The organism is Mesorhizobium sp. M0563 (assembly GCF_040321065.1).
Lineage (GTDB): Bacteria > Pseudomonadota > Alphaproteobacteria > Rhizobiales > Rhizobiaceae > Mesorhizobium.
The window spans coordinates 192114-214644 of the sequence record NZ_JAMYQV010000008.1; the positions used below are offsets into that span (position 1 = coordinate 192114).

At 61.7% G+C, this 22531-nt stretch carries 23 protein-coding genes; 14 read left to right on the plus strand and 9 right to left on the minus strand.

The features are described from left to right. Positions 1-127: 127 nt before the first annotated feature. From NKI50_RS13595 to NKI50_RS13615, 5 genes are all read left to right on the plus strand, one after another. Positions 128-2407: an NADP-dependent malic enzyme gene (locus NKI50_RS13595; RefSeq protein WP_023717919.1), complete on the plus strand. Its 2280-nt coding sequence runs from the start codon at positions 128-130 to the stop codon at positions 2405-2407. A 176-nt stretch (positions 2408-2583) separates the two neighbouring features. Next, entirely contained in the window at positions 2584-2832 is a 249-nt protein-coding gene (locus NKI50_RS13600) for a DCL family protein (RefSeq protein ID WP_352684386.1), read from the plus strand. A 139-nt stretch (positions 2833-2971) separates the two neighbouring features. Continuing rightward, positions 2972-3964 (plus strand): HamA C-terminal domain-containing protein, encoded by a 993-nt coding sequence (locus tag NKI50_RS13605; RefSeq protein ID WP_352716815.1) that lies wholly within the window; start codon positions 2972-2974, stop codon positions 3962-3964. Then, on the plus strand, positions 3961-5703 hold the full coding sequence (locus NKI50_RS13610) for a DEAD/DEAH box helicase (RefSeq protein WP_352716844.1): 1743 nt from the start codon (positions 3961-3963) through the stop codon (positions 5701-5703). The genes NKI50_RS13605 and NKI50_RS13610 overlap by 4 nt, the downstream gene beginning before the upstream one ends. Continuing rightward, positions 5678-6511, plus strand: a complete 834-nt coding sequence (locus NKI50_RS13615; RefSeq protein ID WP_352716817.1) for a hypothetical protein — start codon at positions 5678-5680, stop codon at positions 6509-6511. Before NKI50_RS13610 ends, NKI50_RS13615 begins: the two co-directional genes overlap by 26 nt. A 147-nt stretch (positions 6512-6658) precedes the next feature. Here NKI50_RS13615 and NKI50_RS13620 read toward each other — a convergent pair whose 3' ends face one another. Next, positions 6659-7651 (minus strand): adenosine kinase, encoded by a 993-nt coding sequence (locus NKI50_RS13620; RefSeq protein WP_352682999.1) that lies wholly within the window; start codon positions 7649-7651, stop codon positions 6659-6661. A gap of 218 nt (positions 7652-7869) precedes the next feature. Here NKI50_RS13620 and NKI50_RS13625 point away from each other — a divergent pair, with 218 nt between their 5' ends. Further along, positions 7870-8760, plus strand: coding sequence for a DMT family transporter (locus NKI50_RS13625; protein WP_502900364.1), 891 nt, complete (start codon positions 7870-7872; stop codon positions 8758-8760). A gap of 78 nt (positions 8761-8838) precedes the next feature. Beyond that, positions 8839-9534, plus strand: coding sequence for a sulfate transporter family protein (locus NKI50_RS13630; RefSeq protein WP_023717923.1), 696 nt, complete (start codon positions 8839-8841; stop codon positions 9532-9534). Here the strand turns inward: NKI50_RS13630 and NKI50_RS13635 are convergent. The 4 genes from NKI50_RS13635 to NKI50_RS13650 all read right to left on the minus strand — a co-directional run bounded on the left by NKI50_RS13635 (position 9531) and on the right by NKI50_RS13650 (position 12765). Further along, positions 9531-10529: a proline racemase family protein gene (locus tag NKI50_RS13635; RefSeq protein ID WP_023717924.1), complete on the minus strand. Its 999-nt coding sequence runs from the start codon at positions 10527-10529 to the stop codon at positions 9531-9533. The two genes, NKI50_RS13630 and NKI50_RS13635, sit on opposite strands and share 4 nt — an antisense overlap. Positions 10530-10543: 14 nt before the next feature. Beyond that, complete coding sequence (locus tag NKI50_RS13640) at positions 10544-11347, minus strand: isocitrate lyase/PEP mutase family protein (RefSeq protein ID WP_023717925.1); 804 nt, start codon at positions 11345-11347, stop codon at positions 10544-10546. A 77-nt stretch (positions 11348-11424) separates the two neighbouring features. After that, positions 11425-12279 (minus strand): hypothetical protein, encoded by an 855-nt coding sequence (locus NKI50_RS13645; protein WP_023717926.1) that lies wholly within the window; start codon positions 12277-12279, stop codon positions 11425-11427. 75 nt (positions 12280-12354) lie between these two features. After that, the gene (locus tag NKI50_RS13650) at positions 12355-12765 is read right to left on the minus strand and encodes an SRPBCC family protein (RefSeq protein ID WP_023717927.1); all 411 of its coding nucleotides are present in this window, start codon (positions 12763-12765) and stop codon (positions 12355-12357) included. A gap of 81 nt (positions 12766-12846) precedes the next feature. Here NKI50_RS13650 and NKI50_RS13655 point away from each other — a divergent pair, with 81 nt between their 5' ends. Beyond that, entirely contained in the window at positions 12847-13431 is a 585-nt protein-coding gene (locus tag NKI50_RS13655; RefSeq protein WP_352716824.1) for a TetR/AcrR family transcriptional regulator, read from the plus strand. Positions 13432-13462: 31 nt separating this feature from the next. On the opposite strand, the gene NKI50_RS13660 is transcribed toward NKI50_RS13655, so the two are convergent. From NKI50_RS13660 to NKI50_RS13670, 3 genes are all read right to left on the minus strand, one after another. Next, positions 13463-14119, minus strand: coding sequence for an HAD family hydrolase (locus NKI50_RS13660; RefSeq protein WP_023717929.1), 657 nt, complete (start codon positions 14117-14119; stop codon positions 13463-13465). A gap of 13 nt (positions 14120-14132) precedes the next feature. Beyond that, on the minus strand, positions 14133-14618 hold the full coding sequence (gene dut / locus NKI50_RS13665; protein ID WP_023717930.1) for a dUTP diphosphatase: 486 nt from the start codon (positions 14616-14618) through the stop codon (positions 14133-14135). 84 nt (positions 14619-14702) lie between these two features. Further along, complete coding sequence (locus NKI50_RS13670; protein ID WP_023717931.1) at positions 14703-15173, minus strand: Lrp/AsnC family transcriptional regulator; 471 nt, start codon at positions 15171-15173, stop codon at positions 14703-14705. Positions 15174-15288: 115 nt separating this feature from the next. Between NKI50_RS13670 and NKI50_RS13675 the strand changes: the two genes are divergently transcribed. From NKI50_RS13675 to NKI50_RS13685, 3 genes are all read left to right on the plus strand, one after another. Further along, positions 15289-15504, plus strand: a complete 216-nt coding sequence (locus NKI50_RS13675; protein WP_023717932.1) for a DUF6356 family protein — start codon at positions 15289-15291, stop codon at positions 15502-15504. A gap of 5 nt (positions 15505-15509) precedes the next feature. Then, positions 15510-16310, plus strand: a complete 801-nt coding sequence (locus tag NKI50_RS13680) for a class II glutamine amidotransferase (RefSeq protein ID WP_352484936.1) — start codon at positions 15510-15512, stop codon at positions 16308-16310. A 156-nt stretch (positions 16311-16466) separates the two neighbouring features. Continuing rightward, on the plus strand, positions 16467-17840 hold the full coding sequence (locus NKI50_RS13685) for an amidase (protein ID WP_023717934.1): 1374 nt from the start codon (positions 16467-16469) through the stop codon (positions 17838-17840). Here the strand turns inward: NKI50_RS13685 and NKI50_RS13690 are convergent. Further along, positions 17834-18910 (minus strand): NAD(P)/FAD-dependent oxidoreductase, encoded by a 1077-nt coding sequence (locus NKI50_RS13690; protein WP_352716827.1) that lies wholly within the window; start codon positions 18908-18910, stop codon positions 17834-17836. The two genes, NKI50_RS13685 and NKI50_RS13690, sit on opposite strands and share 7 nt — an antisense overlap. Positions 18911-19027: 117 nt before the next feature. Here NKI50_RS13690 and NKI50_RS13695 point away from each other — a divergent pair, with 117 nt between their 5' ends. The 3 genes from NKI50_RS13695 (at position 19028) to NKI50_RS13705 (ending at position 22229) form a co-directional block, all read left to right on the plus strand. Continuing rightward, complete coding sequence (locus NKI50_RS13695) at positions 19028-19618, plus strand: TetR family transcriptional regulator C-terminal domain-containing protein (RefSeq protein ID WP_352716829.1); 591 nt, start codon at positions 19028-19030, stop codon at positions 19616-19618. A 4-nt stretch (positions 19619-19622) separates the two neighbouring features. Next, positions 19623-20549, plus strand: coding sequence for a haloalkane dehalogenase (locus tag NKI50_RS13700; protein ID WP_352716831.1), 927 nt, complete (start codon positions 19623-19625; stop codon positions 20547-20549). An 87-nt stretch (positions 20550-20636) separates the two neighbouring features. Further along, positions 20637-22229, plus strand: a complete 1593-nt coding sequence (locus NKI50_RS13705; RefSeq protein ID WP_352716833.1) for a peptide chain release factor 3 — start codon at positions 20637-20639, stop codon at positions 22227-22229. The last annotated feature ends 302 nt before the right edge of the window (positions 22230-22531 follow it).

The window sequence follows — 22531 nt, forward strand, 5'->3', positions numbered from 1 at the left end:
AAATTTTCCAAGCCATGCTTGGCGGTTTACAGCGGCGAAGTGTAGCCTTAATCCCGAACCTTCCACAAAAGAAAGCATGCGCACCCATCTCAAGCGGTGCCGTACGGGCGAGGAAACCAAGAGTACCATGGCCAAGAAAACCGAAAGCAACGGGCCCTCAGTCAGCGCCCAGGAGGCGCTGGAATTCCACGCCATGGGCCGTCCGGGCAAGCTGGAGATCGTCGCCACAAAACCGATGGCGACGCAGCGCGATCTCAGCCTCGCCTATTCGCCGGGCGTCGCGGTGCCGGTTCTCGCCATCGCCGAGGACCCGAGCCGCGCCTTCGACTACACGGTTCGCGGCAACATGGTCGCCGTCATCTCCAACGGCACCGCTATCCTCGGCCTCGGCAATCTCGGCGCGCTGGCCTCGAAGCCGGTGATGGAAGGCAAGGCGGTGCTGTTCAAGCGCTTCGCCGATGTCGATTCCATCGACCTCGAGGTCGACACCGAGGATGCCGACGAATTCATCAACTGCGTGCGCTTTCTCGGCCCCTCCTTCGGCGGCATCAACCTCGAGGACATCAAGGCACCGGAATGCTTCATCATCGAGCAGCGGCTGCGCGAATTGATGGACATACCGGTGTTCCATGACGACCAGCACGGCACCGCCATCATCTCGGCCGCCGGGCTGATTAACGCGCTGGAAATCACCGGCCGCGACATGAAGACCACGAAAATGGTCTGCAATGGCGCCGGTGCTGCTGGCATCGCCTGCATCGAATTGATGAAGGCGATGGGCTTTGCGCCTGAGAATATCATCCTTTGCGACACCAAAGGCGTCGTCTTCCAGGGCCGCACCGAAGGCATGAACCAGTGGAAATCGGCGCATGCCGTCAAAACCGGCGCGCGCTCGCTGGCCGAGGCGCTGGACGGCGCCGACGTGTTCCTCGGCCTCTCGGCCAAGGGCACGCTGACCACCAGGATGGTGCAGTCGATGGCCAAGAACCCGATCATCTTCGCCATGGCCAATCCCGACCCCGAGATCACACCGGAGGAGGTCGCCGAGATCCGCACCGACGCCATCATGGCGACGGGGCGGTCCGACTATCCCAACCAGGTCAACAACGTGCTTGGCTTCCCCTACATCTTTCGCGGCGCACTGGATGTGCGGGCGACCACCATCAATGACGACATGAAGATCGCCGCCGCCCGGGCGCTGGCGGAGCTGGCGCGCCAGGACGTGCCCGACGACGTCGCCGCCGCCTATCAGGGCAACCGGCCGAAATTCGGCCCCAACTACATCATCCCGGTGCCGTTCGACCCGCGGCTGATCTCGGCGATCCCGATCGCGGTCGCCAAGGCGGCGATGGACTCCGGCGTCGCGCGCAAGCCGATCCTCGATCTCGACCGCTACGCGCAGGAGCTTTCCGCCCGCCGCGACCCGATCGCCTCGACGCTGCAGCGCATCTACGACCGCGTGCGCCGCCAGCCCAAGCGCATCGTCTTTGCCGAGGGCGAGGAGGAGCAGGTGATGCGCGCCGCCGTCTCTTATGTGAACCAGCGGCTCGGCACCGCCATCCTGCTCGGCCGCGACGACATCATCAAGGAAAACGCCCGGAATGCCGGCATCGACCTCGGCAAGCAAGGCATCGAGATCATCAATGCGCGGCTGTCGCGGCGCAACTCCGTCTACACCGATTATCTCTACGAGCGCATGCAGCGCAAAGGCTTCCTGTTCCGCGACTGCCAGCGGCTGATCAACAACGACCGCAACCATTTCGCCGCCTGCATGGTGGCGCTGGGCGATGCCGACGGCATCGTCACCGGCGTTACCCGCAACTATTCGACGGCGCTCGACGACATCCGCCGCGTCATCGACGCAAGGCCCGGCCATTGCGTCATCGGCGTGTCGATCGTGCTGGCGCGGGGTCGCACCGTGCTTGTCGCCGACACCGCCGTGCACGACATGCCGAACGCTGAACAGATCGCCGACATCGCCGAGGAGGCCGCCGGCTTCGCCCGCCGCATGGGCTACGAGCCGAGGCTCGCTATGCTCGCCTATTCGACCTTCGGCCATCCGCAGGGCGAGCGCTCCGAGCGCGTCCAGGAAGCGGTGCGCATCCTCGACAAGCGCCGCGTCGATTTCGAGTATGACGGCGAAATGGCCGCCGACGTGGCGCTCAACGCCCGCGCCATGGCGCAGTATCCGTTCATCAGGCTGACCGGCCCCGCCAATGTGCTGATCATGCCGGCGTTCCACTCGGCCTCGATCTCGACCAAGATGCTGCAGGAGCTCGGCGGCTCGACCGTCATCGGCCCGCTGCTGGTCGGCCTGAACAAGCCGGTTCAGATCGTCTCGCTGAATGCCAAGGATTCAGACATCGTCAACATGGCGGCGATCGCGGCGTATAGCGCGGGGGCTTGAGGAGCGGTTCGCAAAACGGACGCTTGGATGTTGAGCGCTCGACCTGAGAAAATAGTCGGCGTAGCCTTTAGTTATATGTCTCGTTGAAAGGCAGTTGAATGGCTAAGAGTAAGCCAGTCATATTAAACGGTCATCATTTTTCGAAGCGACAAGATGCAATTACCCATTTTCGTTCGATGCTATCGAGATATCCTGCAAACAGCGTCGTTTCTGATGTAGACGCTGCAGATCTTGAAGCGCTTCTCATGCGACACCCAGAGTGCACGGAGAAGGTCGGGAACGGAATTCACCATTTTGAAGTCATTGATGCCGATTATGGCACGACTTGCTTCTGCGTAATCAGAAATAACGGCAGTAGAGTACGTTTTTCATACATCACTTGCGTGAATACAGAGCCATCTCATCAAATTGGCGACCTCGCCTAAAGGCATTGAGATTTTGGCGAAATCCGAGGTCACCTAGCAAAACACGTTGCTCTTTCGACTGCACAGCTTGCGTTCGCGACCGGGGCAGTTCAAGCTTCATAGGGATGAGTCTCAACACCTATTGTCATTGGTAAGCTTTTTGGACAAGCAGTTAGAGGAGGAGGAAGATAAGGCGCGGCTCGATCAAATGATTGCGTCGATGTCCAACGATTTCAGCCACTTAAAGGCTCTCATAAAAACCCTAGAACATACAATCCAATGCACCGACAAAAATGTTCAGATTCGAGCCCACTATCTTCCTTTTAGGAACGGAAAGCCGTGTACAGGAGAATTGCTCGATAACATTAGAGGTTACATTTGCAATTTTGCCATGAGCCGCTCGGAGATCGACCTGGTTCACAAAAGCGCTGCGACGTTCTCCCCTCAACAAATGATGATTGCTTATAATAAACTGAGAGATGATGCGGCAGACTTATTTATAAAAGCGCAAAAATCCACAAGCCGCAATGGCGAATGTGGCGAGCTAATTTTGTATCTATTGATAGAATGGATACTCGAAGCGCCCCAAATTCTGGCCAAAATGTCGCTTAAGACCAGCGGGCAAATGCCGGTCCATGGGTCAGACGGAATACATGTAGAATGCGATCCCGCTACTGACGGTCTAATCTTTTTTTGGGGCGAGGCGAAGTTTCATGCAACGATATCAGGAGCTATGAGCAGCGCGGTTACGTCAATATCCAGTACACTTAAATATGACAAACTGAAAGAAGACATAAATCTTGTCAGACGTTACATCAGTTTCTCAGGGTTGTCTCCTGGAGATCAAACTAAAGTGGTCGAATTTCTTGATCCGCTCAGCCAACAGTATCAGAAGAAGACGGACGCCTCTGCGTGTTTAATCGGTTTCGATTTCGACGGATTTGCGAAGCTAAAAGACTGCGATTCGGCGACATTAGAGCTGCGATTTAGGGAACTGTTGGAGGAGGCTTTGAAATCCGCCGCTGCAAGCCTCGCCTCGAACCTAGAGGCGGCAGGCATTTCACATCATCGAATGGAGGTGTTCTTTATACCAGTGCCTTCCGTTGAGGATTTGAGGATTGAATTCCAGAACCGTATTGGTTGGAAATCGTGATTGGCGCACTGATAGATAAAGTCTGGCAAAATCCGGTGCTAGCACAGGCTCTCGGTGCATTGGAGCAGAACTGGCTCGTGCAGACGCTTCATTTGGAACGGTCTCCGCCTGTTGCGATAAGCAAGGCCGATGCCTGCCGGTATATCGAGGCGGCAGCAATTTTGGCTTGCTCTGAGTTGGCCGCTCAGAGATTGGCTGCTTATAGAATTGCAACCTACACTTACGATCTATTTCGAGGTGAGATCGACGGCCTCGAAGCGTCTGTGAGGGCTGTCTTAACTCGGCTTGGTAATTTTCCAAGCCTTGCGACCGAGCCGGGGATCAATTCGGCCTTATCCAAGGCCTCTTGGGCGATTGCTGAGGAGGAAGTCGTTAGGCGGGCAGCAAATGAGGTAGAAATAGCCGGAGCGGCAGTAGCTTTAACAGATTTTCAGGTGACCCTTTGGCGCGCTTTGTCCACCGGAGAATCTATCGCTATTTCTGCGCCAACCTCCACCGGAAAATCCTTTATACTTCAGGCCTTCATTGCTCAGAGCTTGACAAAGCGGCCTTTATTTTCTGCGTGTTACATCGTCCCTACGGGAGCTCTGATAACGCAGGTTCACGGGGATCTTTCTGATGCGCTGGCAGCGGCAGGCCTGTCAGATGTTGAAGTTGTTACCGTTCCGCTGGAGGAAGGCGATCCGCTCCCTGAAAAGGCTGTCTATGTGCTCACCCAAGAGCGCCTTCAACTGCTCTTACTAAACCATCCGACCAAGAACGTGGATTTCCTGGTAATTGATGAGGCCCATTCGGTGCAGGACGGGGATAGAGGAATAATACTGCAATCCGCAATCGACGATATCCTTATTCGCGGTCCATCCGTTCAGCTCCTGTTTGCGAGCCCGACTGTATCAAATCTTAACGTTTTTTCTGGGATGACCGGCCGAAAGGACGTTTCCATTCAAGCCACCGAGCAGGTCACAGTTTCTCAGAATTTCATCAATATGACGGTCACTTCACCAAAGCTTGGCCGGGTGAAGGTCTATTCGCAATCCGCCAGCGGGGGTGCTGAGGTTGGCGTCGCGGAAATTGGGCAGCAACTTTCCTCTCGTGTTGAGTGCTTGGTTCATATCGCGCAGAAATTTGGTGCGGATAAGCAGTCTATCGTCTACGCGAATGGCCAGGCTGATGCTGAAAAGATAGCCTTTCAGATATCCGATCTCCGTTCCGAGAGTACGCCGGACGGGCAGTCAGGAGACTTGGATGCGCTGGCCGAGTTAGCTAAAGAGGCTGTCCACCCTAAGTATATCCTGGCGCTCACAGTGAAAAACGGCGTTGCATTTCACTATGGAAACATACCAACTGTACTGAGAAACGCCATAGAACAATCTTTTATAAGTGGAGCGCTGAGGTATATCGTATGCACAAGTACGTTATTGTCGGGCGTCAATCTTCCGGCGAGAAACCTCTTTATGTGCTTGCCACAGCGCATGAAGGGAGTTGCGCTGGAATCCGTGGATTTTTGGAACCTGGCTGGGAGGGCAGGTAGGTTACGTCGCGAGTTCCAGGGCAATATTTATTTAATTGACTACGACAAATGGACACACCAGCCGCTTGCCGGACCTAAATCAGCAAAAATTGTGCCAGCAATTGAACATACCATTCATACGCGCACTAACGATTTGGATGCCGTGATTCAAGATAGTCAGTTCTTGATGCCGGGCACTTCAGATGCAGGGCTTGAGACAATTTGCTGACTACAAGCGCGGTCGTATTGGAGTAACTCTGGATCGGGCCAATGTTGCCCGTGACGCTCCCCTAAGGGAGCAACTGGAGAACTCTCTCGCCATAGCAGATCAGCTTGTGCCGCTTTCAGCTGACGTTATTGCCGCTTCGCCTACAATCTCAGCTCATCGACAACAGCGGTTATACGACAGCTTTGTTGGAATAATTGATGGAGGAGGGGAACTCGCCGCGCGAGAATTATTATTAAAGCATCCGAGAGAGACGAAAGCTTTCGATTCCTACGTGGCTGCGCTGGCGCTATGTCATGGGACACTTCTGCGAAGGACCGGAAGTATTAATCAGAATAGGTTCTTTGCGTTGATGCTCCTTAAATGGATGCAGGGCATATCGATTTCCGAATTAGTCGACGGTCGTACGAGCTTTTATCCAAATGAGAAGATCGATACCACGATACGCAGTACGCTCGATTTGGTAGAGCAGGAGCTCCGCTTTAACTATGTGCGTGCTTTTGGCTGCTACAACGCGCTTCTCAGTGAGGCGCTTAAAGTTAGCGGGCACGGTGAACTGTGTAAGAGCATGCCGTCAATCGCGCTCTACCTAGAAATTGGTGCTTCGGATAAAACTATGATTAGTTTTATTGCGCTTGGGTTATCTCGTCTGGCAGCCAAAAACCTGACCAATATTTGTCCGATCAAGACGCTGGATGTCAAGAACGCGCGGGCTTGGCTTTCCCGCCAGGATTTGGAGATATTGGGCTTTTCAACTTACATTCGTAGTGAAGTCAATTTGGCTTTGAAGCGCTCTTCCGTGACAGGTTGAGCTCGCCGCTGGCCAGCAGGTCCTGCGGCATGATGTTGTCGACCGGCGCCACGCTGGCGCGAGCCTACCCCCTTTCGATGGCGCGTGGATGGCTCTGTGCCTAGTATAGGCCCTCGCGCCTACCGCCCCGTTGACAGGTGAAGGGCGCTAAATCAACCCCGCCTGCTCGGCCTCGCGGCGCAGATTCTGGCGTGGCCTTGGGCCGATCTGCTGGATGACCAGCCCGGCGGCCAGCGAGCCGAGATCACCGCACTGCTTCAGGCCGCGGCCTTGCGTGTAGCCGTAGAGGAAGCCGGCGGCGTAGAGGTCGCCGGCGCCTGTCGTGTCGACCAGCTCGCGGATCCTGGTCGCCTCGATGGTGACGGTCTCGTGGCCGCGGACGATGACCGAGCCCTTTTCCGAACGGGTGACAATGGCGATCTTGCAGTCCCTGCGGATCTGCGCCAGCGCCTCGTCGAAGGACGCGGTCTGGTAGAGCGACTTGATCTCGTGGCTGTTGGCAAAGACGATATCCACGGTGCCGGAGCGCATCAGGTCGAGGAATTCGTCGCGGTAACGGTCGACGCAGAACGAGTCCGACAATGTCATCGATACTTCGCGCCCGGCGGCATGGGCGAACTTCGCCGTCTGCCGGAACGCTTCCTTGGCGCGCGGCGGGTCCCACAGATAGCCCTCGAAATAGGTGACGGCGGCGCCCGACGCCTTGTCGGCCTCAACATCCTCCGGGCCGAGCTCGACGCAGGCGCCGAGATAGGTGTTCATCGAGCGCTCGCCGTCCGGCGTGACGAAGATCATCGAGCGCGCCGTCGGCGGTTCGCCATCGAGCGGCCTGGTGTCGAAGGCGACGCCCTGGGCATGCATGTCATGCGCGTAGATTTTGCCGAGCGCGTCGTTGGAGACCTTGCCGAAGAAAGCGGCGCGACCGCCGAAGGAGGCGACGCCCGCCGCCGTGTTGCCGGCGCTGCCGCCCGAGGCTTCAATGGCCGGGCCCATGCGGCTGTAGAGCAGTTCGGCGCGCCGCGGGTCGATCAAATTCATCGCGCCCTTGATGATGCCGTTGGTCTCCAGGAACGCCTCATCGCACTGGGCGATGATGTCGACGATGGCATTTCCGATACAAAGCACGTCATAGTCCGGCATCAATTCATGTCTCCGCCAAAAACCCACCGGCTTTCTGCCATGCCGGGCGCGGGCGGGTCTAGCGGTTTGATGCGGCTTTGCCTAGTCGACAATGCGGCGATCCGACGAATGTCAGCATAGCCACCATCGTTGGATGGCGGCCGAAGCATTTCTCGCGTGCCTGGCTTACAAGCATGGCTGAGATGAGCGATGCCCAGAGGTCCCCGCCGGCCATGTCTATGAAAACCGACACGAGGATCGAGCTGGTGCTGCTCGTCGTGTTGGCAGTGCTCTGGGGTGCATCCTACAGCTTCATCAAGATCGGCGTTGCGACGATCCCGCCGGTGACGCTGATCGCCGCGCGAACCCTGATCGCGGGTGGCATCCTGCTTGCCCTGATCCGCTGGCGCGGGCTGACCTTGCCGGGTGATGCCACAAGCTGGCGCCGGTTTGCATTCCAGGCATGCCTCAACAGCGTCGTGCCGTTCACGCTGATCGCTTGGGCCGAGCGCTCGCTGGATGCCGGGCTGGCCACGATCCTCAATGCGACCTCGCCGATCTTTACCTTCTTGCTGACCGCCCTCATCACCCCCCACGAACCGTCGACCATGCGCAAGCTGTTTGGCGTCGCGGCGGGAATAGCCGGAATATGCCTCGTTGTCGGCGCCCCGGCGCTTGGCGGCCTCGGACAGCAATTGTTACCGCAACTTGCCGTGATCGCGGCGACGATCTGCTATGCCGGCGCGGCCGTTTTCGGCCGCGGCTTCAGGGGGCTCGACCCGATGGTGCCGGCCGCCGGTTCGATGCTCTGTGGCGCCGCGATGCTGATCCCCTTGAGCCTTGCGTTCGACCAGCCATGGACCTTGGCGCCGTCGACAGCTTCGATCCTTGCGCTGCTCGGGCTTTCGGTGTTTTCAACCGCGCTGGCCTTTTGCATCTATTTCCGTCTCCTCCACACGCTGGGCTCCGTCGGCACCACCTCGCAAGCCTATCTGCGGGTGCCGATCGGCGTTGCTATCGGAGCCGTGTTCCTTGGCGAAAGCCTTGGTCCGAGCGCGTGGTGGGGAATGGCCCTGGTCGTCGTCGGCGTGGCGGCGATGACCATTCCCCAGGCGAAGGTCGCGCGCTAGGGCGCTTGCAGCCTACGCTGTCTCCGCCTATTCGGAGATATCAGCCACGGGCATGTTTGACATGGAATTGGAAACGCCGTGATCCTCGACGCCGCCCGCGCCGCCTTGAGCCGGCTGTTCTCGCCCGAATTCCGTTCCGTGTTCGTGAAGACGCTGGGGCTGACCTTGCTGACGCTGGCGGCACTTTGGTTCGGGATCAGGGGCCTGTTCGACTGGCTGGCCTGGCCATGGATCGATGCATGGCTGCCCAGCCTGCCCTCCTGGGCCGGATGGCTGGGCGCCGTCGTCGCCGGCATCGGCCTTGCGCTGGGCTTGGCGCTGCTCATCGCGCCGGTGACGGCGATCATCGCTGGCCTGTTCCTCGACGACGTCGCCGAAGTCGTCGAGCGCACCGACTATCCCAACGATCCGCCCGGCCGCGTCGTGCCGGCGCTGCGCTCGCTGGTGCTGGCGATCAGGTTCTTCGGCGTCGTCATCCTCGGCAACATCGTCGCCCTGCTGCTTCTGCTGGTGCCAGGCATCAATATCGCCGCTTTCTTCGTCGTCAACGGTTATCTGCTCGGGCGCGAGTTCTTCGAGTTCGCCGCCATGCGTTTTCGCCCGGAGGCCGAGGCCAAGGCGCTGCGCAGGAAGCACGCGGTCACCGTGTTCCTGGCCGGGCTGGTTGTCGCCGCCTTCCTCGCCGTGCCGCTGCTCAACCTTCTGACGCCGCTGTTCGCCGCCGCCATGATGGTGCACCTGCACAAGGCGATCTCGGCGCGGGATGATGCTTAGCGCAGCAGAAAGCCGCGCCCCAGTTCGTCGTCGTCCTCGACAATGAATTCGGCCCGCCCTGAGTAGTAAGCGCGGCCGCCGACGCGGGCGATGACGGCGTCATGCGGCCCGGCTTTGGCCGTGCGTACGACCGCGCCGGAAAAGCGCGAGCCGGCGATGCTCTCGAACAGCCGTGTCCGGCCAATCTCGATCTGGCCCTTGGCGTGCATGGCCGCCAGCCGCGCGGTGACGCCCGAGCCGGTCGGCGAACGGTCGACCTCGGCTTCGGCGAAAACGCAGATGTTTTTGGTCGGCGTATCGGAGATCGCATCCTGTCCGTCGGTCAGGATGGTGCCGTAGAGAAAGGCGAGATCGGCATGGTCGGGATGCGACAGCGGCAATTCGGCCTTGAGCTTATTGGTCAGCGCCGTCGCTGCATCGACGAAATCGCGCACCCGGTTCCTGCCGAATTCCAGCCCGAACTGGCGGCAGTCGGCCAGCGCATAGAAGGCGCCGCCATAGGCGATGTCGAAGCCGACTGCGCCGTAGCCCGGCAGCTCGATCCGCTGGTCGCGGGCAAACAGAAACGCCGGCACGCTTTCGAATGACACCGCACCGGCCTTGCCATCCCTTACCTCGACCGCAGCCGAAATCAGCCCGCATGGCGCCTCGATATTGACCGTCGTCATCGGCTCGCGTGGCGCCACCAGCCGCTCGTCGACGGCATAGCGGCCGAGCGCGACGATGGCGTGGCCGCACATCGTCGAATAGCCTTCATTGTGCATGAACAGCACCGCGAGGTCGGCGCCCGGCAGGTCAGGCTCCACCAGCAGCGCGCCATACATGTCGTAATGGCCGCGCGGCTCGAACATCAGGATCTTTCTGAGATGATCGAGATGGTCGCGCACATAGGCACGCCTTTCGAGAATCGTGCCCTTGGGAATGTCGGGGTAGCCGCCGGTGACGATCCGCAGTGGCTCGCCGCCGGTGTGCATGTCGACGACGGTGAGCGTCATTCGCCGGGGCCTACCTAGGCTGAAGATTTGGCAAACAGCGCCTGCAGCTTGCCGAACGGCATGGCGGCGCGGGTGAAGCCGAACGTGCCGTCCTGCTGGATCTCGCGCGCCGCGGTCTCCAGCATGCCGAAGGCGAAATTGGTGAGCCATGGGCCGAGCGAGACGCGCTTTACCCCCGCCATGGCCAGGTCGGCGATGGTGAAGCCAGGCCTGGCCATGACGTTGACCGGCTTGGTCAGCGCCGAGCAGACGGTCCGCACCGTCTCGATGTCGCTCAGCCCTGGTGCATAGAGCACGTCGGCGCCGGCCTTCTCGAACGCCTGCAGCCGCTTGATCGTATCGTCGAGGTCGGGCTTGCCCCACAGGAAATTCTCGGCCCGCGCGGTGAAGACGAAATCGCATTTCAGCGCCCGTGCCGCTTCCGCCGCCGCCGCGACGCGCTCGACGGCATGCGAAAAATCATAGATCGGCTTGTCCGGCTCGCCGGTATGGTCCTCGATCGAGCAGCCGGCAAGGCCAGCGGCCTCGGCGGCGAAGATCGTCTCGCCGGCGCTTGTCGCGCTGTCGCCCTTGCCCTTTTCGAGGTCCGCCGAAACCGGCAGCCCGGTCGCCGCCGACACTTCACGGCAATGATGGATCATCGCCTCGAACGTCACCGCGCCATCGGGCAGGCCGCGCGAAAAGGCAAAACCGGCGCTGGTCGTCGCCAGCGCCTTGAAGCCGAACGAGGCCAAAAGCTTGGTCGTGCCGACGTCCCAGGAATTGGCCATGACGAAGATCGAGGCATGCAGGTCGCGAAAAATCTTGCCCTTATCCATGGATGCTCCCCTCCAGTGCAGAATGTGAGGCAAATTCTAGCCCGGCGGAACGCGCCGGGCAAACAAATGCGGTTGGCTCAGAAGCGTTTGGCGTTCTCATCTGCCAATCGGTCCAGCGCGTCGGAATCCTTGACGTAGTGCGAAGCGTTTTTGTCCCAATGATAGGTGACGGAAATGTCGCGCGAAGACGCCGCTGGCGGCTGCTGGCCGTCGCAGCTTTCTTCGCCCGGCACCGTCGCGTCGGTCACCGTAACCTTGATGGCTGCATAGGGCTGGCCGTCGGCAATCGCCTGGAACGCCGCATTCTGGGTCCTTCGGTTGGTGCAGAGGTTTTCGTCGAACGTATAGATCATGTCGATCAGCTCGAACCTGTCGCTGCGGACCATGATCAGCGGCGTGATCCCATAGCCCTGACTCGAATTGAAATGCATGCTCATGCTGATGATGGCGTCGTCACCAGGCCCGATCGGCAGCTTGCCCGGATCGCGAAGATAGGTGATGCGGTCGACAGCGACATTGACCGCGTCGAGCAGGGCCGGCTTGCCGGTGATGTCGTAGAGTGCCAGCACGGCATAGCCCTCGGCACTGTCAGGCGAGTCGCCGAGGTCGAACAGCATGGTCAGCCGCTCCTTGCCGCCGGCCTTGATGCCGAGCACGCCGGCGTTGGAAAGACCCGACGTCGCCGGCGGCGAGCCGTCGTAGTCCGGACCAGCGATGTGGCGCATCTCGATCGGCATCGAACCCCGGAAAAAGCCGTCCTTGTCCGCGGCCAGATCGGGAATGACCATCCTGGCGAGATCGAGATAGGTGACATCGCCGTGGCCAGGGACGGCGCTGCCGAGCTCCGGCAAGCTGACGGCCTCCGCTCTGCCCGTCCAAAGACAAGGCAGCAGCAGGCAGGCAAAGATGAAACGAAGCAGGGAGAAGGTCATGCGCGCGCTCGTTATGTCGGGCGCGCGCAAGCTAGAGCATTTTGCGGCCAAGGGGAAACACCTGGCGTTGCCTCACTATGTTGGCTTGGCTTCGGTCGCCAGGGTCTGCTGGAAAACCGGCACCAGGTGATCCATGGCGGCTGCGAGCCACGCGCCGAGTTCGTCGGGCAGAGTGTCGTGGATCCAGACCAGGCGGCTCCGGCCCTCGCCCTCGGCAAAGACCTGCATGGAAGTGTTATCGTGGGTGACCTCGTCGCCGAGCCATCCCCACACGATCCGCCGGCTCTGCTCGTCGCGAGCGATGAGCCGCTCTCGCACAATCTTGCCGTCGGCGAACATAAGGGCCCGCACGTCGCCCTCCTCCACCCGGCAGTCGACGAAAACGCCTGGGGCTATCCGTTGGGCGCCGCCGGCGAAGTCGCCGACTGTCGCCCATACGCTTTCCGGTGGAGCATCTACGATGATTTCCCTGACTATCGAAGCCATGTTTCGCCTTCCTTCGTTAACAGGTAGACCTGTCTGTCTACATGTGTAGATATACAGACCTGTCTGCTATACAGTCAAGGCATGTCCACAGCCCGAATCAACGATCGCCCCGAAAGCCTTGCGCGCCGCCGCATCCTCGATACGGCGACCGCGCTGTTTTGTCTGGAGGGGGTCCGTGCAGTCGGCATCGACCGCATTATCGCCGAAGCCGGCGTTGCCAAGGCGACGTTCTATCATCACTTCGCGGCCAAGGACGACCTCGTCCGCGCCTACATCGAGGAGGTCAGCAAGGGAGGACGGGCGGCCATCGCGAGACTTGGCCGGCGGCCACCTCGCCAGATGATCCTTGCCATATTCGATCTCATCGCCGATGCGGCGGATCAGCCGGGCTACCGCGGCTGCCCGTTCCAGAATGCCGCTGCCGAATACCCCGATCCCAGCAGCCCGGTTCGCCAGGCGATCGATAAGCATCGTCACTGGAAGTGGGGCATCCTAAGGGATCTGCTGATCGCGGACGCAAATTCCCATCCGGACCGCACCGCGGACGCGCTAACGGTGGCGGCGGACGGACTCCTTGTCGTCAGTCATCTCGACAGGCCGGCCAATCTGCGCAGTCTTATACGCGACACGGTCGACCGAGTACTTGGAGCGTCACGCCCGGTCTGAGATCGAGCGCGTACAGCCTGCGCAAAGGCGATTAGTGGATCGGCACCAGCCCGGCCAGTTCACGCATGTCGTCGAACAGGATGCCGCCGGCTTCGCTCAGTCCGTCGCGGTCGGAAAGCGGGTCGCCGTGGTAGGAATAGACGCGCATGCCGGCGGCGATGCCGGCTGCCGTCCCGGCGACGCTGTCCTCGATGACGATGCAATCGGCGGGCGCGAAGCCCATCGTCGCTGCCGCATGCAGGAAGAGGTCGGGGAACGGCTTGCCACGCGAGACCATGGTCGAGCTGAACAGCGCATGCTCGAACAGCGGCAGCAGCCCGGTCAGACCGAGTGTGATGTGCATTTTCGATACCCGTGCCGACGAGGCGACGCAGGTGGCGATGCCGGCGGCGTGCACGGTTTCGATGAACTCGCGAACGTAGGGGATGGCCTCGACGCCATGCGCGAACAGGTCCGGCAGGCCGGCGTTCCAGCGCTCGACAAAATCGGCGCCGAGGCTGACGCCGGTCGCCTCGACTTCCTTCTGCACCGAGACCATGCTGCGGCCGGAGAAATTCTTGCGGCAATATTCGAAGCTGGCCGGAAAGCCTGCCGCGCTCAACCATTCGGCGAGGCGCCGGTTGGCCAGGTTCTCGGTGTCGACCAGAACCCCGTCGCAATCGAAGATGACGAGCTTGGGGATCTTCATTTCGCCGCGCTCATCAGGCCGTGCCGGTCGATCCGAAGCCACCGGAGCCGCGCGTTGTGCCGCCGGCCAATGTGCGCTCCTCGACGGTCGCCTGCGTCACCGGGGCGAAGACGATCTGGGCAATCCGCATGCCGCGCGTTACCGCGAAATCCTCGTCGCCGAGATTGATCAGCAGCACCTTGACCTCGCCGCGATAGTCGCTGTCGATGGTGCCGGGCGTGTTGAGGCAGGTGAGCCCGTGCTTGAAGGCGAGGCCCGAACGCGGCCGGACCTGGCCTTCGACGCCCTCGGGAATTTCCAGGACCAGGCCGGTCGGCACCAGTGCGCGCTTTCCCGGCAGGATCAAGAGCGGCCTGTCGTCCGGGACGGCGGCGCGCAGGTCCATGCCGGCGGCGCCCGAGCTCTCATAGGCGGGAAGCGGCAATCCCTCGCCATGCGGCAGCCTGACGAAGCCGACAGCCGGACCGATGACGGAGGTGGGATAAAGTGCTGCGCGCATAAGGCTGATCCTATCGTCGCGAACGCCGGTCCAGTCAACTCGGCGACAATGCTATCAACGGCTTTCTTTCAGCGCAGTTCCGCCTCAGCGCAGTTCCATCGGAACGATCGTGGTCTCCTTGATCTCTTCCATGACGAACGAGGCCGAAACGTCCGACAACGCCACCTTGGCGATCAACCGCTGATAGAGCCGGTCATAGGCTTTGACGTCGGCGACACGGGCGCGCAAGACATAGTCGAGATCGCCGGACATGCGGTAGGCGCCGGTGATCTCGGCAAAGCCGGTCACCGCCGCCCGGAATTTTTGCAGCCAGTCGGGATCGTGATTCGAGGTGCGGATCAGGATGAACACGGAAAGGCCGAGCCCGAGCTTGTCGGCGTCGACCAGCGCCACGCGGCCGGTGATGACGCCGTCTTCCTCCAGCCGCTTGACCCGGCGCCAGCAGGCATTGCGCGACAGCGATATTCTTGCCGAGAGCTGGTCGACGGACAGCGTGCCGTCGCGCTGCAGCTCGGCCAGCAATCTCCGGTCTATTTCGTCGATTTCCGGCGTCATGTGGGATGTTTGTCCCAAAATTCAGCCTTTCACAAGGACAATTTGGGACCGATGAACCGAACACCCATGCCAGGATATTCATCGTCGGCTCTTCATGCTGGCAGGAGGGACCGACATGACCGCACGGCTCGCAAGACTTTTCACCTCTCACCCGGCTGCGGTCGGCGAGAGTTATTTCGGCCATATGGCTTTCGCCGCATGGTTCTCGTCGCGATTGTTCATGGCGGCTTTTGCCGCGCTCATTCATGCTTTCTTGCCGTTTCTGTTCGAGACCACGGCAAGCGGCATCATCCGTGAGCTCTACGAGCGGACGCATAACAGGGGACGTTAGGCGCTATGTGCCGGTGGGCCGCCTATCTCGGCGAAGCCGTCTTTCTCGAAGACATCGTCACGGCGCCCTGCCACTCGCTGATCGCCCAGAGCCACTGCGCCCAGGAAGCCAAATCGCCGACCAATGGCGATGGTTTTGGCTTGGCCTGGTATGGCGACCGACCGGAGCCCGGCCTCTATCGCGACATCCTGCCGGCCTGGTCGGACCCCAATCTGAAAAGCCTGTGCCGGCAGATCAAGTCAGGCCTGTTCCTCGCCCATATCCGGGCTTCGACCGGTGGCGCCACCAGCCGCATGAACTGTCATCCGTTCATTTCGGGCCGCTGGTCGTTCATGCACAATGGCCAGATCGGCGGCTTCGAAAAGATCCGTCGCGCGCTGGAGAATTCGCTCTCCGACGCCGCCTTCGACCAGCGTGAGGGCGCCACGGATTCGGAACTGTTCTTTCTGATGATGACCGAAGAGGACCTGGCAGGTGATCCGCAGGGCGCCGTATCGCGCGCCACCAGCCGCGTCATCGACGCCTCGCGCCGCGGCGGCTTCGAGCCGGCGCTGAAATTGACGGCGGCTTTTTCCGACGGACAATCGCTTTACGCGGTGCGCTATACGAGCGACGGCCACGCGCCGACGCTCTACACGTCCGCCTTCCGCAATGGCGGAGGCCGTTGCGTCGTGTCGGAACCCTTCGACCGCGACGGCAGCGACTGGCAGGCGATTCCGCCCTCGAGCTTCGTCACCATCGGCAGAGACGGCATGAGCATTCGTCCGTTTGTGCCCGCCGCGGCAAAGCTGGCGCTGGCCGTGTAGATTCCTCGCTACGCGTCGCAGGACAGCGCCAATTGCAGCAGGCAGCGCAATTCCGATCAAGCACCGCCTGTCCTCGAATGCTGAACTCGGCTTGAAGACGCGCCGTTGCCCGCCATTTGGTGAGGCTGGCGCCGCTGGCAAGCCGGAGTATTGGTCATGGACCTCGCCTTTTCCTCCGCCACAGAATTGGTTGCCGCCATTCGTGACCGCAAGATTTCCGCTGTGGAAGCGCTGGACGCGCATCTGGCGCAGATCGACAGGCACAATGAGGCGGTCAATGCCGTCGTAACCCTCGATCGGGAAGGTGCGCGGCAGCGCGCCGGCAAGGCCGACGAAGCGCAGGCGCGCGGCGAAGCCCTTGGGCCGCTGCACGGCGTGCCGTTCACACTGAAGGACACGCACGAAACCGCGGGCATGAGAACCACTGTCGGCTTCCCGGCCTTCGCCGACTATGCCGCGAGGGCAGACAGTCCAGTCGTTGCACGGCTGAAGGCGGCAGGCGGCATATTGGTGGGCAAGACGAACGTGGCGACAATGCTTAGTGACTGGCAGTCGAGCAATCCGCTGTTCGGCCGTACCGGCAATCCTTGGGACCTCCAGCGCACCGCCGGCGGCTCCAGTGGCGGTGCGGCGGCGGCGCTCAGCGCTGGAATGACGCCGTTCGAGGTCGGCACCGACATGCAGGATTCGATCCGGCTGCCCGCTGCCTTTTGCGGCGTCTACGGCCTCAAGCCGACCGAGCACCGCGTCTCGCTCGCCGGCGCCTTCCCCGATCCAGGCGGCGCGCCGCGCAGCGTCCGGCGGATCTCCTGCCTCGGACCGATGGCGCGCAGCGTCGAAGACCTGGTACTGATCTACCGCCTCATTGCCGGGCCGGATGGAAGCGACACCGACCTTGCGCCGGTACCGGTCGAAAGCATGCCGGAGTTGGATCTCAGGAATTTGCGCATCGCCATCGCGCCGTCCTTTCCGGGCTTTCCGGTGGTCGGCGAGATCAGCGCGGTGGTCGAAAGTCTGGCAAAAGAGCTTCAGGCCGCGGGCGCCATCGTCGAGGAAGCCAAATTGCCGGAGCTCGACCTGCACGACGACCTGGAGCAGGGCGGCGTCCTGATCGGCATGATGCTGGAGGCGGCGCAGCCCGAACCACCGGAGAAGCCGACGCCGGTCTCGCGCTGGTTCGAGGCGCTCGCCCGCCGCGACCGCTCCATCCTGGCGTGGGATCGGTTCTTCGACGGTTGCGACGCCTTGCTGTGCCCGGTCGCAATGGTCACCGCCTTCCCGCATTGCGAGCCGGGAACGCCGATCGAGGTCGACGATAGCGAGCAAAGCTACTGGATGCTGCCGGCCTATGGCGCGGTGTTCAACTACAGCGGCCATCCCGCACTGTCGCTGCCCCGCGGACAGGACAGCAATGGCCTGCCCATCGGACTACAGCTTGTTGGCAAACGCTGGTCGGAGTCGCGCCTGCTCGGGATCGCCAGGGCAATCGAGCCGCTGGCCGGCGGCTTTCGCCGCCCGCCCGGTTATTGAGTAAACCGCGCCAGCCCGTAGGGATCAAGCAGCGGATCGCGATCGCCGTCGAGGATCTCGCGGGCGGCGAACAGGCCGACGGCCGGTGCCAGCGTGATGCCGGAATGCATAACGGCGACGTAGACGCCGCCCCCGCCTTCGGCGCGGCCGATGATCGGAAAGCCGTCGACCGGCGTCGGCCGGTAGCCAATGGTGTGGAAATCGAGTTCCAGCCCATCTGCGCCGCGCAGCATGGCCTTCATCGCCGCAAACAGGTCGCGGGCGGTCGCCGCGGCATCCATGCCGGGATCGGCGCCGCCGAAATCCGAGCCGGCGATGATGCGGCCTTCCGCGGTCTGGCGCATATGCAGTCGGTCGCCGATCACCAGGCCGTTGAGCAGCTTTTGGTAGGGGCGCGAATGCACGATCAGGCCGGGCGGTGTCCCGATCGGCAGTTCTATCCCGGCTGTTGCCGCTAGTGCCGGAGAGCCGGCTCCGGCCGCGATCACCACCTCGTCGGCAACAATCCGCCCGGCGGATGTGTCGACACCGGAGACCTGGCCGTTGGCCCGCACAAGCGCGGTCGCGGTAACTCCTGTCAGCAGCCGCGCGCCGCGCCGTTCGGCGTCGGCCAGCAGTGCTTGCGTGGCGGCGACCGGCTCGGCGACACCTTCCTCGGCGACATAAAGGGCGAAGTCGGGAAGTTCGGTCAGATTGGGCTCGATGCGCGCAGCTCCGGCACGGTCGACACGCTCGATGCCGTAGCCCCAGGCGGAGTGCTCGGCCGCATAGGCCTCAAGTTCGGGACGTGGCAGGTCCCAGCACAGGCCGCCGCACCATTGCAACGGGATGCCGGGCACCTCGTTCGCCAGTCGCGTCCATTCGGCCATCGACCGAATGCGCAGCCGGAAATAGGGCTCCGGATTGCCCCAGTTGGCATTGATCCAGGCAAAGGAATTCGGCGTCGCGACGCCGCCGGCGCCGCTGCCGGCAATGACCGTCACCTTTGCTCCGGCCTTGGTCAGGTGCCAAGCGATGGAGGCGCCCATGATGCCGGCGCCGGTGACAATCACTTCTTTCGCCTCTGTCATGCTTCACTCCTCGTTCCAACGCCACCACCGCGATGCCATTGCCCGTGGGTTCTGCCAAGAGCGCGCGGTATCAAATATGCTTCTTGACTTTAATACGTACGTACGTATTGTATGAATATGGCTAGACATTCACTTCGCTTAAAGCTTCTCGACGCTGGTTTCAAAACCATCTGGAATTCCGGCTATTCGTCCGCCGGCATACGCGACATCGTCGCCGCGGCCGATGCCCGCCCGGGGTCCTTCACCAATCATTTTGCCTCCAAGGAGGCGTTCACCGGCGAGGTCCTGGACCGCTATTTCGCCTATGTGAGCGGCTTGGTGGAGCAGGCCCTCACCCGGGACGGCACGGCTCCGGTCGGCCGCTTGCGCCGCTATCTCGAAATCATCACGTCGAAACTGGAGGCGCATGATTGGGCACGGGGCTGCATGATCGGCAATCTCAGCCTCGAGACGGCGGCTCACAGTGAGGCGCTGAGGCTGCAACTCGTCGCCATTTTCGAACGCTGGCGCAAGCCCTTCGCCGAATGCATCGCCGAGGGCCAGGCGGCCGGCGACATCACCGACGCGTTCGATGCCGAGGATCTCGCCGATTTCCTTTTGAGCTCCTGGCAAGGCGCGATGCTGCGCATGAAGGTGGAGCGCAGTCCCGAGCCGCTCGAGCGTTTCAAGAACATCGTCTTCAAAACAGTCTTCGCAAAAGGGAGCTGATCCGATGAACCCGAAACTCGAAAAGCAGCAATCCCGGACAATGTTGCCGCACTCGCAAGTCGCGGTACTCGATTCCACCATCTCCTATGTCGAGGCAGGCACGGCTGGCCCGACCGTAATCTTCCTGCACGGCAACCCGACGTCATCCTACGTCTGGCGCGACATCATCCCGCATGTGGCGCCGTTCGGCCGCTGCATCGCACCCGACCTGATCGGCTATGGCCAGTCCGGCAAGCCGGACATCGACTATCGCTTCTTCGACCACGTCCGGTATCTCGATGCTTTCCTTGAGGCGCTTGGCGTCGCCGACATGGTGGTCGTCGCGCAGGACTGGGGCACCGCACTCGCCTTCCATCTCGCGGCCCGGCGGCCGCAGCGGATCCTCGGACTCGCCTTCATGGAATTCATCCGCCCCTTCGAGAGCTGGGACGATTTCCACCAGCGTCCGCAGGCGCGCGAATTGTTCAAGGCAATGCGCACGCCTGGCGTCGGTGAGAAGCTTGTCTTGGAAGACAACGTCTTCGTCGAAAGGGTGCTGCCGGCCGCTGTGCTGCGCACGATGAGCGATGAGGAAATGGCCGCCTACCGGGCGCCCTTCCCGACACCGCAATCGCGCAAGCCGGTCCTGCGGCTGCCGCGCGACCTGCCGATCGAAGGCCAGCCTGCCGATGTCACCGCCATCAGTGAGCACGACCATTGGGCGCTCCGGGCTTCCTCCTACCCGAAGCTGCTTTTCTCAGGCGATCCCGGCGCCCTCGTCTCGCCGCAGGCGGCCCGGGAATTCGCGGCTGGGCTGAAGAATTGCCGCCTGATCGATCTCGGACCCGGCGCGCATTATCTGCAGGAGGACCATGCCGACAAGATCGGCACCGCAATTGCCGAGTGGATTCCCGAGATAGCCACTGAGAGCCGTGCGACCGAACCGGCCTGACGCCGGAGCATGGCCACTGCCGCCGGAGAGGTCGACAGCTCTGCACTCCGCTGCTAGAAGCCCGGCCTCACACGGAAATCCTGAAAAATGTCCGAAATGATTACAGAAGCGGTATCGCGCCGCCGCACTTTCGCGATCATCGCGCACCCCGACGCCGGCAAGACCACGCTCACCGAAAAGTTGCTTTTGTTCGGCGGCGCGATCCAGCTTGCCGGCGAGGTCAAGGCCAAGAAGGACCGTATCCAGACCCGCTCCGACTGGATGAAGATCGAGCGCGAGCGCGGCATTTCGGTGGTCACCTCGGTGATGACGTTCGAATATGAGGACACTGTCTTCAACCTGCTCGACACGCCAGGCCACGAGGATTTCGCCGACGACACCTATCGCACGCTGTCGGCGGTCGACAGTGCGGTCATGGTCATCGACGCCGCCAAGGGCATCGAGCCGCGCACGCTGAAACTGTTCGAGGTCTGTCGGCTGCGCGACATCCCGATCATCACCTTCGTCAACAAGATGGACCGCGAAAGCCGCGACCCGTTCGATATCCTCGACGAGATCGAGCAGAAGTTGGCGCTGGACACAGCACCGATCACCTGGCCGATCGGCCGCGGCAAGACCTTTTCCGGCACCTACCATCTGGCGCTGAACGCGGTGCGCAAGGGCGACGCCGAAAAGGAGCGCACGCCGGTCCACGGCCCCGATTCCAACCGCGTTGCCGGCCTGCTGCCGGAGAACGAGCGCGAGGCTTTCATCGAAGAGCTGGAGCTGGCGCGCGAAGCCTGCCGCCCGCTCGACCTCGATGCCTTCCGCGAGGGCAATCTGACGCCGGTCTATTTCGGCTCGGCGCTGCGCAATTACGGCGTGCGCGACCTGATCGAGGCGCTCGGCGCCTATGGGCCGCCGCCGCGTGCGCAGGAGGCCGACAGCCGCAAGGTCGAGGCGACCGAGGACAAGATGACGTCCTTCGTCTTCAAGATCCAGGCCAATATGGACCCCAACCACCGCGACCGCATCGCCTTCGTCCGGGTCTGCTCCGGCAAGCTCGAGCGCGGCATGAAGGCCAAGCTGGTGCGCACGGGCAAGCCGATGAGTCTGTCGGCGCCGCAATTCTTCTTCGCCCGCACCCGCGTCACCGCCGACGAGGCGTTTGCCGGCGATGTCGTCGGCATCCCCAACCACGGCACGCTGCGCATCGGCGACACGCTGACCGAGGGCGAGGAGATCCTGTTTCGCGGCGTGCCGAATTTCGCGCCTGAAATCCTGCGCCGCGTTCGCCTCGGCGACGCGATGAAAGCCAAGAAACTCAAGGAGGCGCTGCATCAGATGGCCGAGGAAGGCGTCGTGCAATTGTTCTCGCCGGAGGACGGCTCGCCGGCCATCGTCGGTGTCGTCGGCGCCCTGCAGCTCGACGTGCTAAAGGAGCGGCTGAACTTCGAATACACGCTGCCGGTCGATTTCGAGATGTCGCGCTTTTCCGTCTGCCGCTGGATATCGGCCGACGACAGGGCCGAACTCCAGCGCTTCATCGAAGCGCATCGCGGCGACATCGCCCGCGACCTCGACAATGATCCAGTGTTCCTCGCCCAGCACGCCTTCTCGCTAAACTACGAAGCCGAACGCTGGAAGGCGATCCGCTTCGCGGCGGTGAAGGATTACCAGGTCCGCGACAGAGCGGCTTGATGCGGCGCTTTCCTTCTCCCCTTGCGGGAGAAGGTGTCGCCGAAGGCGACGGATGAGGGGTGTTCCAGGAAACACCAACGTCTCATTCCGTCCAACACCCCTCAACCGTCTCGGCGCCTTGCGCCGATCCACCTTCTCCCCTTACAGGGCAGGGGAATCGCATATGGCGATTTTGGGGTTGAGTTTAGGCTGAGAAAGGATTCTTTGGAGAGGCAGTTGAGCGAAGGAGCGACTGCCATTTCCTGCCTTGAGAGCTACTTTGGCGCGGTGCCTGATCCACGCGCGCCCAACGCCACGCACCG

Excerpts from the sequence above, each read along its gene's own strand:
- NKI50_RS13595 (WP_023717919.1), top strand. The coding sequence starts at position 128 with ATGGCCAAGAAAACCGAAAGCAACGGGCCCTCAGTCAGCGCCCAGGAG.
- NKI50_RS13600 (WP_352684386.1), top strand. The coding sequence starts at position 2,584 with ATGCTATCGAGATATCCTGCAAACAGCGTCGTTTCTGATGTAGACGCT.
- NKI50_RS13615 (WP_352716817.1), top strand. The coding sequence starts at position 5,678 with ATGCAGGGCTTGAGACAATTTGCTGACTACAAGCGCGGTCGTATTGGA.
- NKI50_RS13620 (WP_352682999.1), bottom strand. The coding sequence starts at position 7,651 with ATGCCGGACTATGACGTGCTTTGTATCGGAAATGCCATCGTCGACATC.
- NKI50_RS13625 (WP_502900364.1), top strand. The coding sequence starts at position 7,870 with ATGAAAACCGACACGAGGATCGAGCTGGTGCTGCTCGTCGTGTTGGCA.
- NKI50_RS13635 (WP_023717924.1), bottom strand. The coding sequence starts at position 10,529 with ATGACGCTCACCGTCGTCGACATGCACACCGGCGGCGAGCCACTGCGG.
- NKI50_RS13640 (WP_023717925.1), bottom strand. The coding sequence starts at position 11,347 with ATGGATAAGGGCAAGATTTTTCGCGACCTGCATGCCTCGATCTTCGTC.
- NKI50_RS13645 (WP_023717926.1), bottom strand. The coding sequence starts at position 12,279 with ATGACCTTCTCCCTGCTTCGTTTCATCTTTGCCTGCCTGCTGCTGCCT.
- NKI50_RS13650 (WP_023717927.1), bottom strand. The coding sequence starts at position 12,765 with ATGGCTTCGATAGTCAGGGAAATCATCGTAGATGCTCCACCGGAAAGC.
- NKI50_RS13655 (WP_352716824.1), top strand. The coding sequence starts at position 12,847 with ATGTCCACAGCCCGAATCAACGATCGCCCCGAAAGCCTTGCGCGCCGC.
- NKI50_RS13660 (WP_023717929.1), bottom strand. The coding sequence starts at position 14,119 with ATGAAGATCCCCAAGCTCGTCATCTTCGATTGCGACGGGGTTCTGGTC.
- dut (WP_023717930.1), bottom strand. The coding sequence starts at position 14,618 with ATGCGCGCAGCACTTTATCCCACCTCCGTCATCGGTCCGGCTGTCGGC.
- NKI50_RS13670 (WP_023717931.1), bottom strand. The coding sequence starts at position 15,173 with ATGACGCCGGAAATCGACGAAATAGACCGGAGATTGCTGGCCGAGCTG.
- NKI50_RS13675 (WP_023717932.1), top strand. The coding sequence starts at position 15,289 with ATGACCGCACGGCTCGCAAGACTTTTCACCTCTCACCCGGCTGCGGTC.
- NKI50_RS13680 (WP_352484936.1), top strand. The coding sequence starts at position 15,510 with ATGTGCCGGTGGGCCGCCTATCTCGGCGAAGCCGTCTTTCTCGAAGAC.
- NKI50_RS13685 (WP_023717934.1), top strand. The coding sequence starts at position 16,467 with ATGGACCTCGCCTTTTCCTCCGCCACAGAATTGGTTGCCGCCATTCGT.
- NKI50_RS13690 (WP_352716827.1), bottom strand. The coding sequence starts at position 18,910 with ATGACAGAGGCGAAAGAAGTGATTGTCACCGGCGCCGGCATCATGGGC.
- NKI50_RS13695 (WP_352716829.1), top strand. The coding sequence starts at position 19,028 with ATGGCTAGACATTCACTTCGCTTAAAGCTTCTCGACGCTGGTTTCAAA.
- NKI50_RS13700 (WP_352716831.1), top strand. The coding sequence starts at position 19,623 with ATGAACCCGAAACTCGAAAAGCAGCAATCCCGGACAATGTTGCCGCAC.
- NKI50_RS13705 (WP_352716833.1), top strand. The coding sequence starts at position 20,637 with ATGTCCGAAATGATTACAGAAGCGGTATCGCGCCGCCGCACTTTCGCG.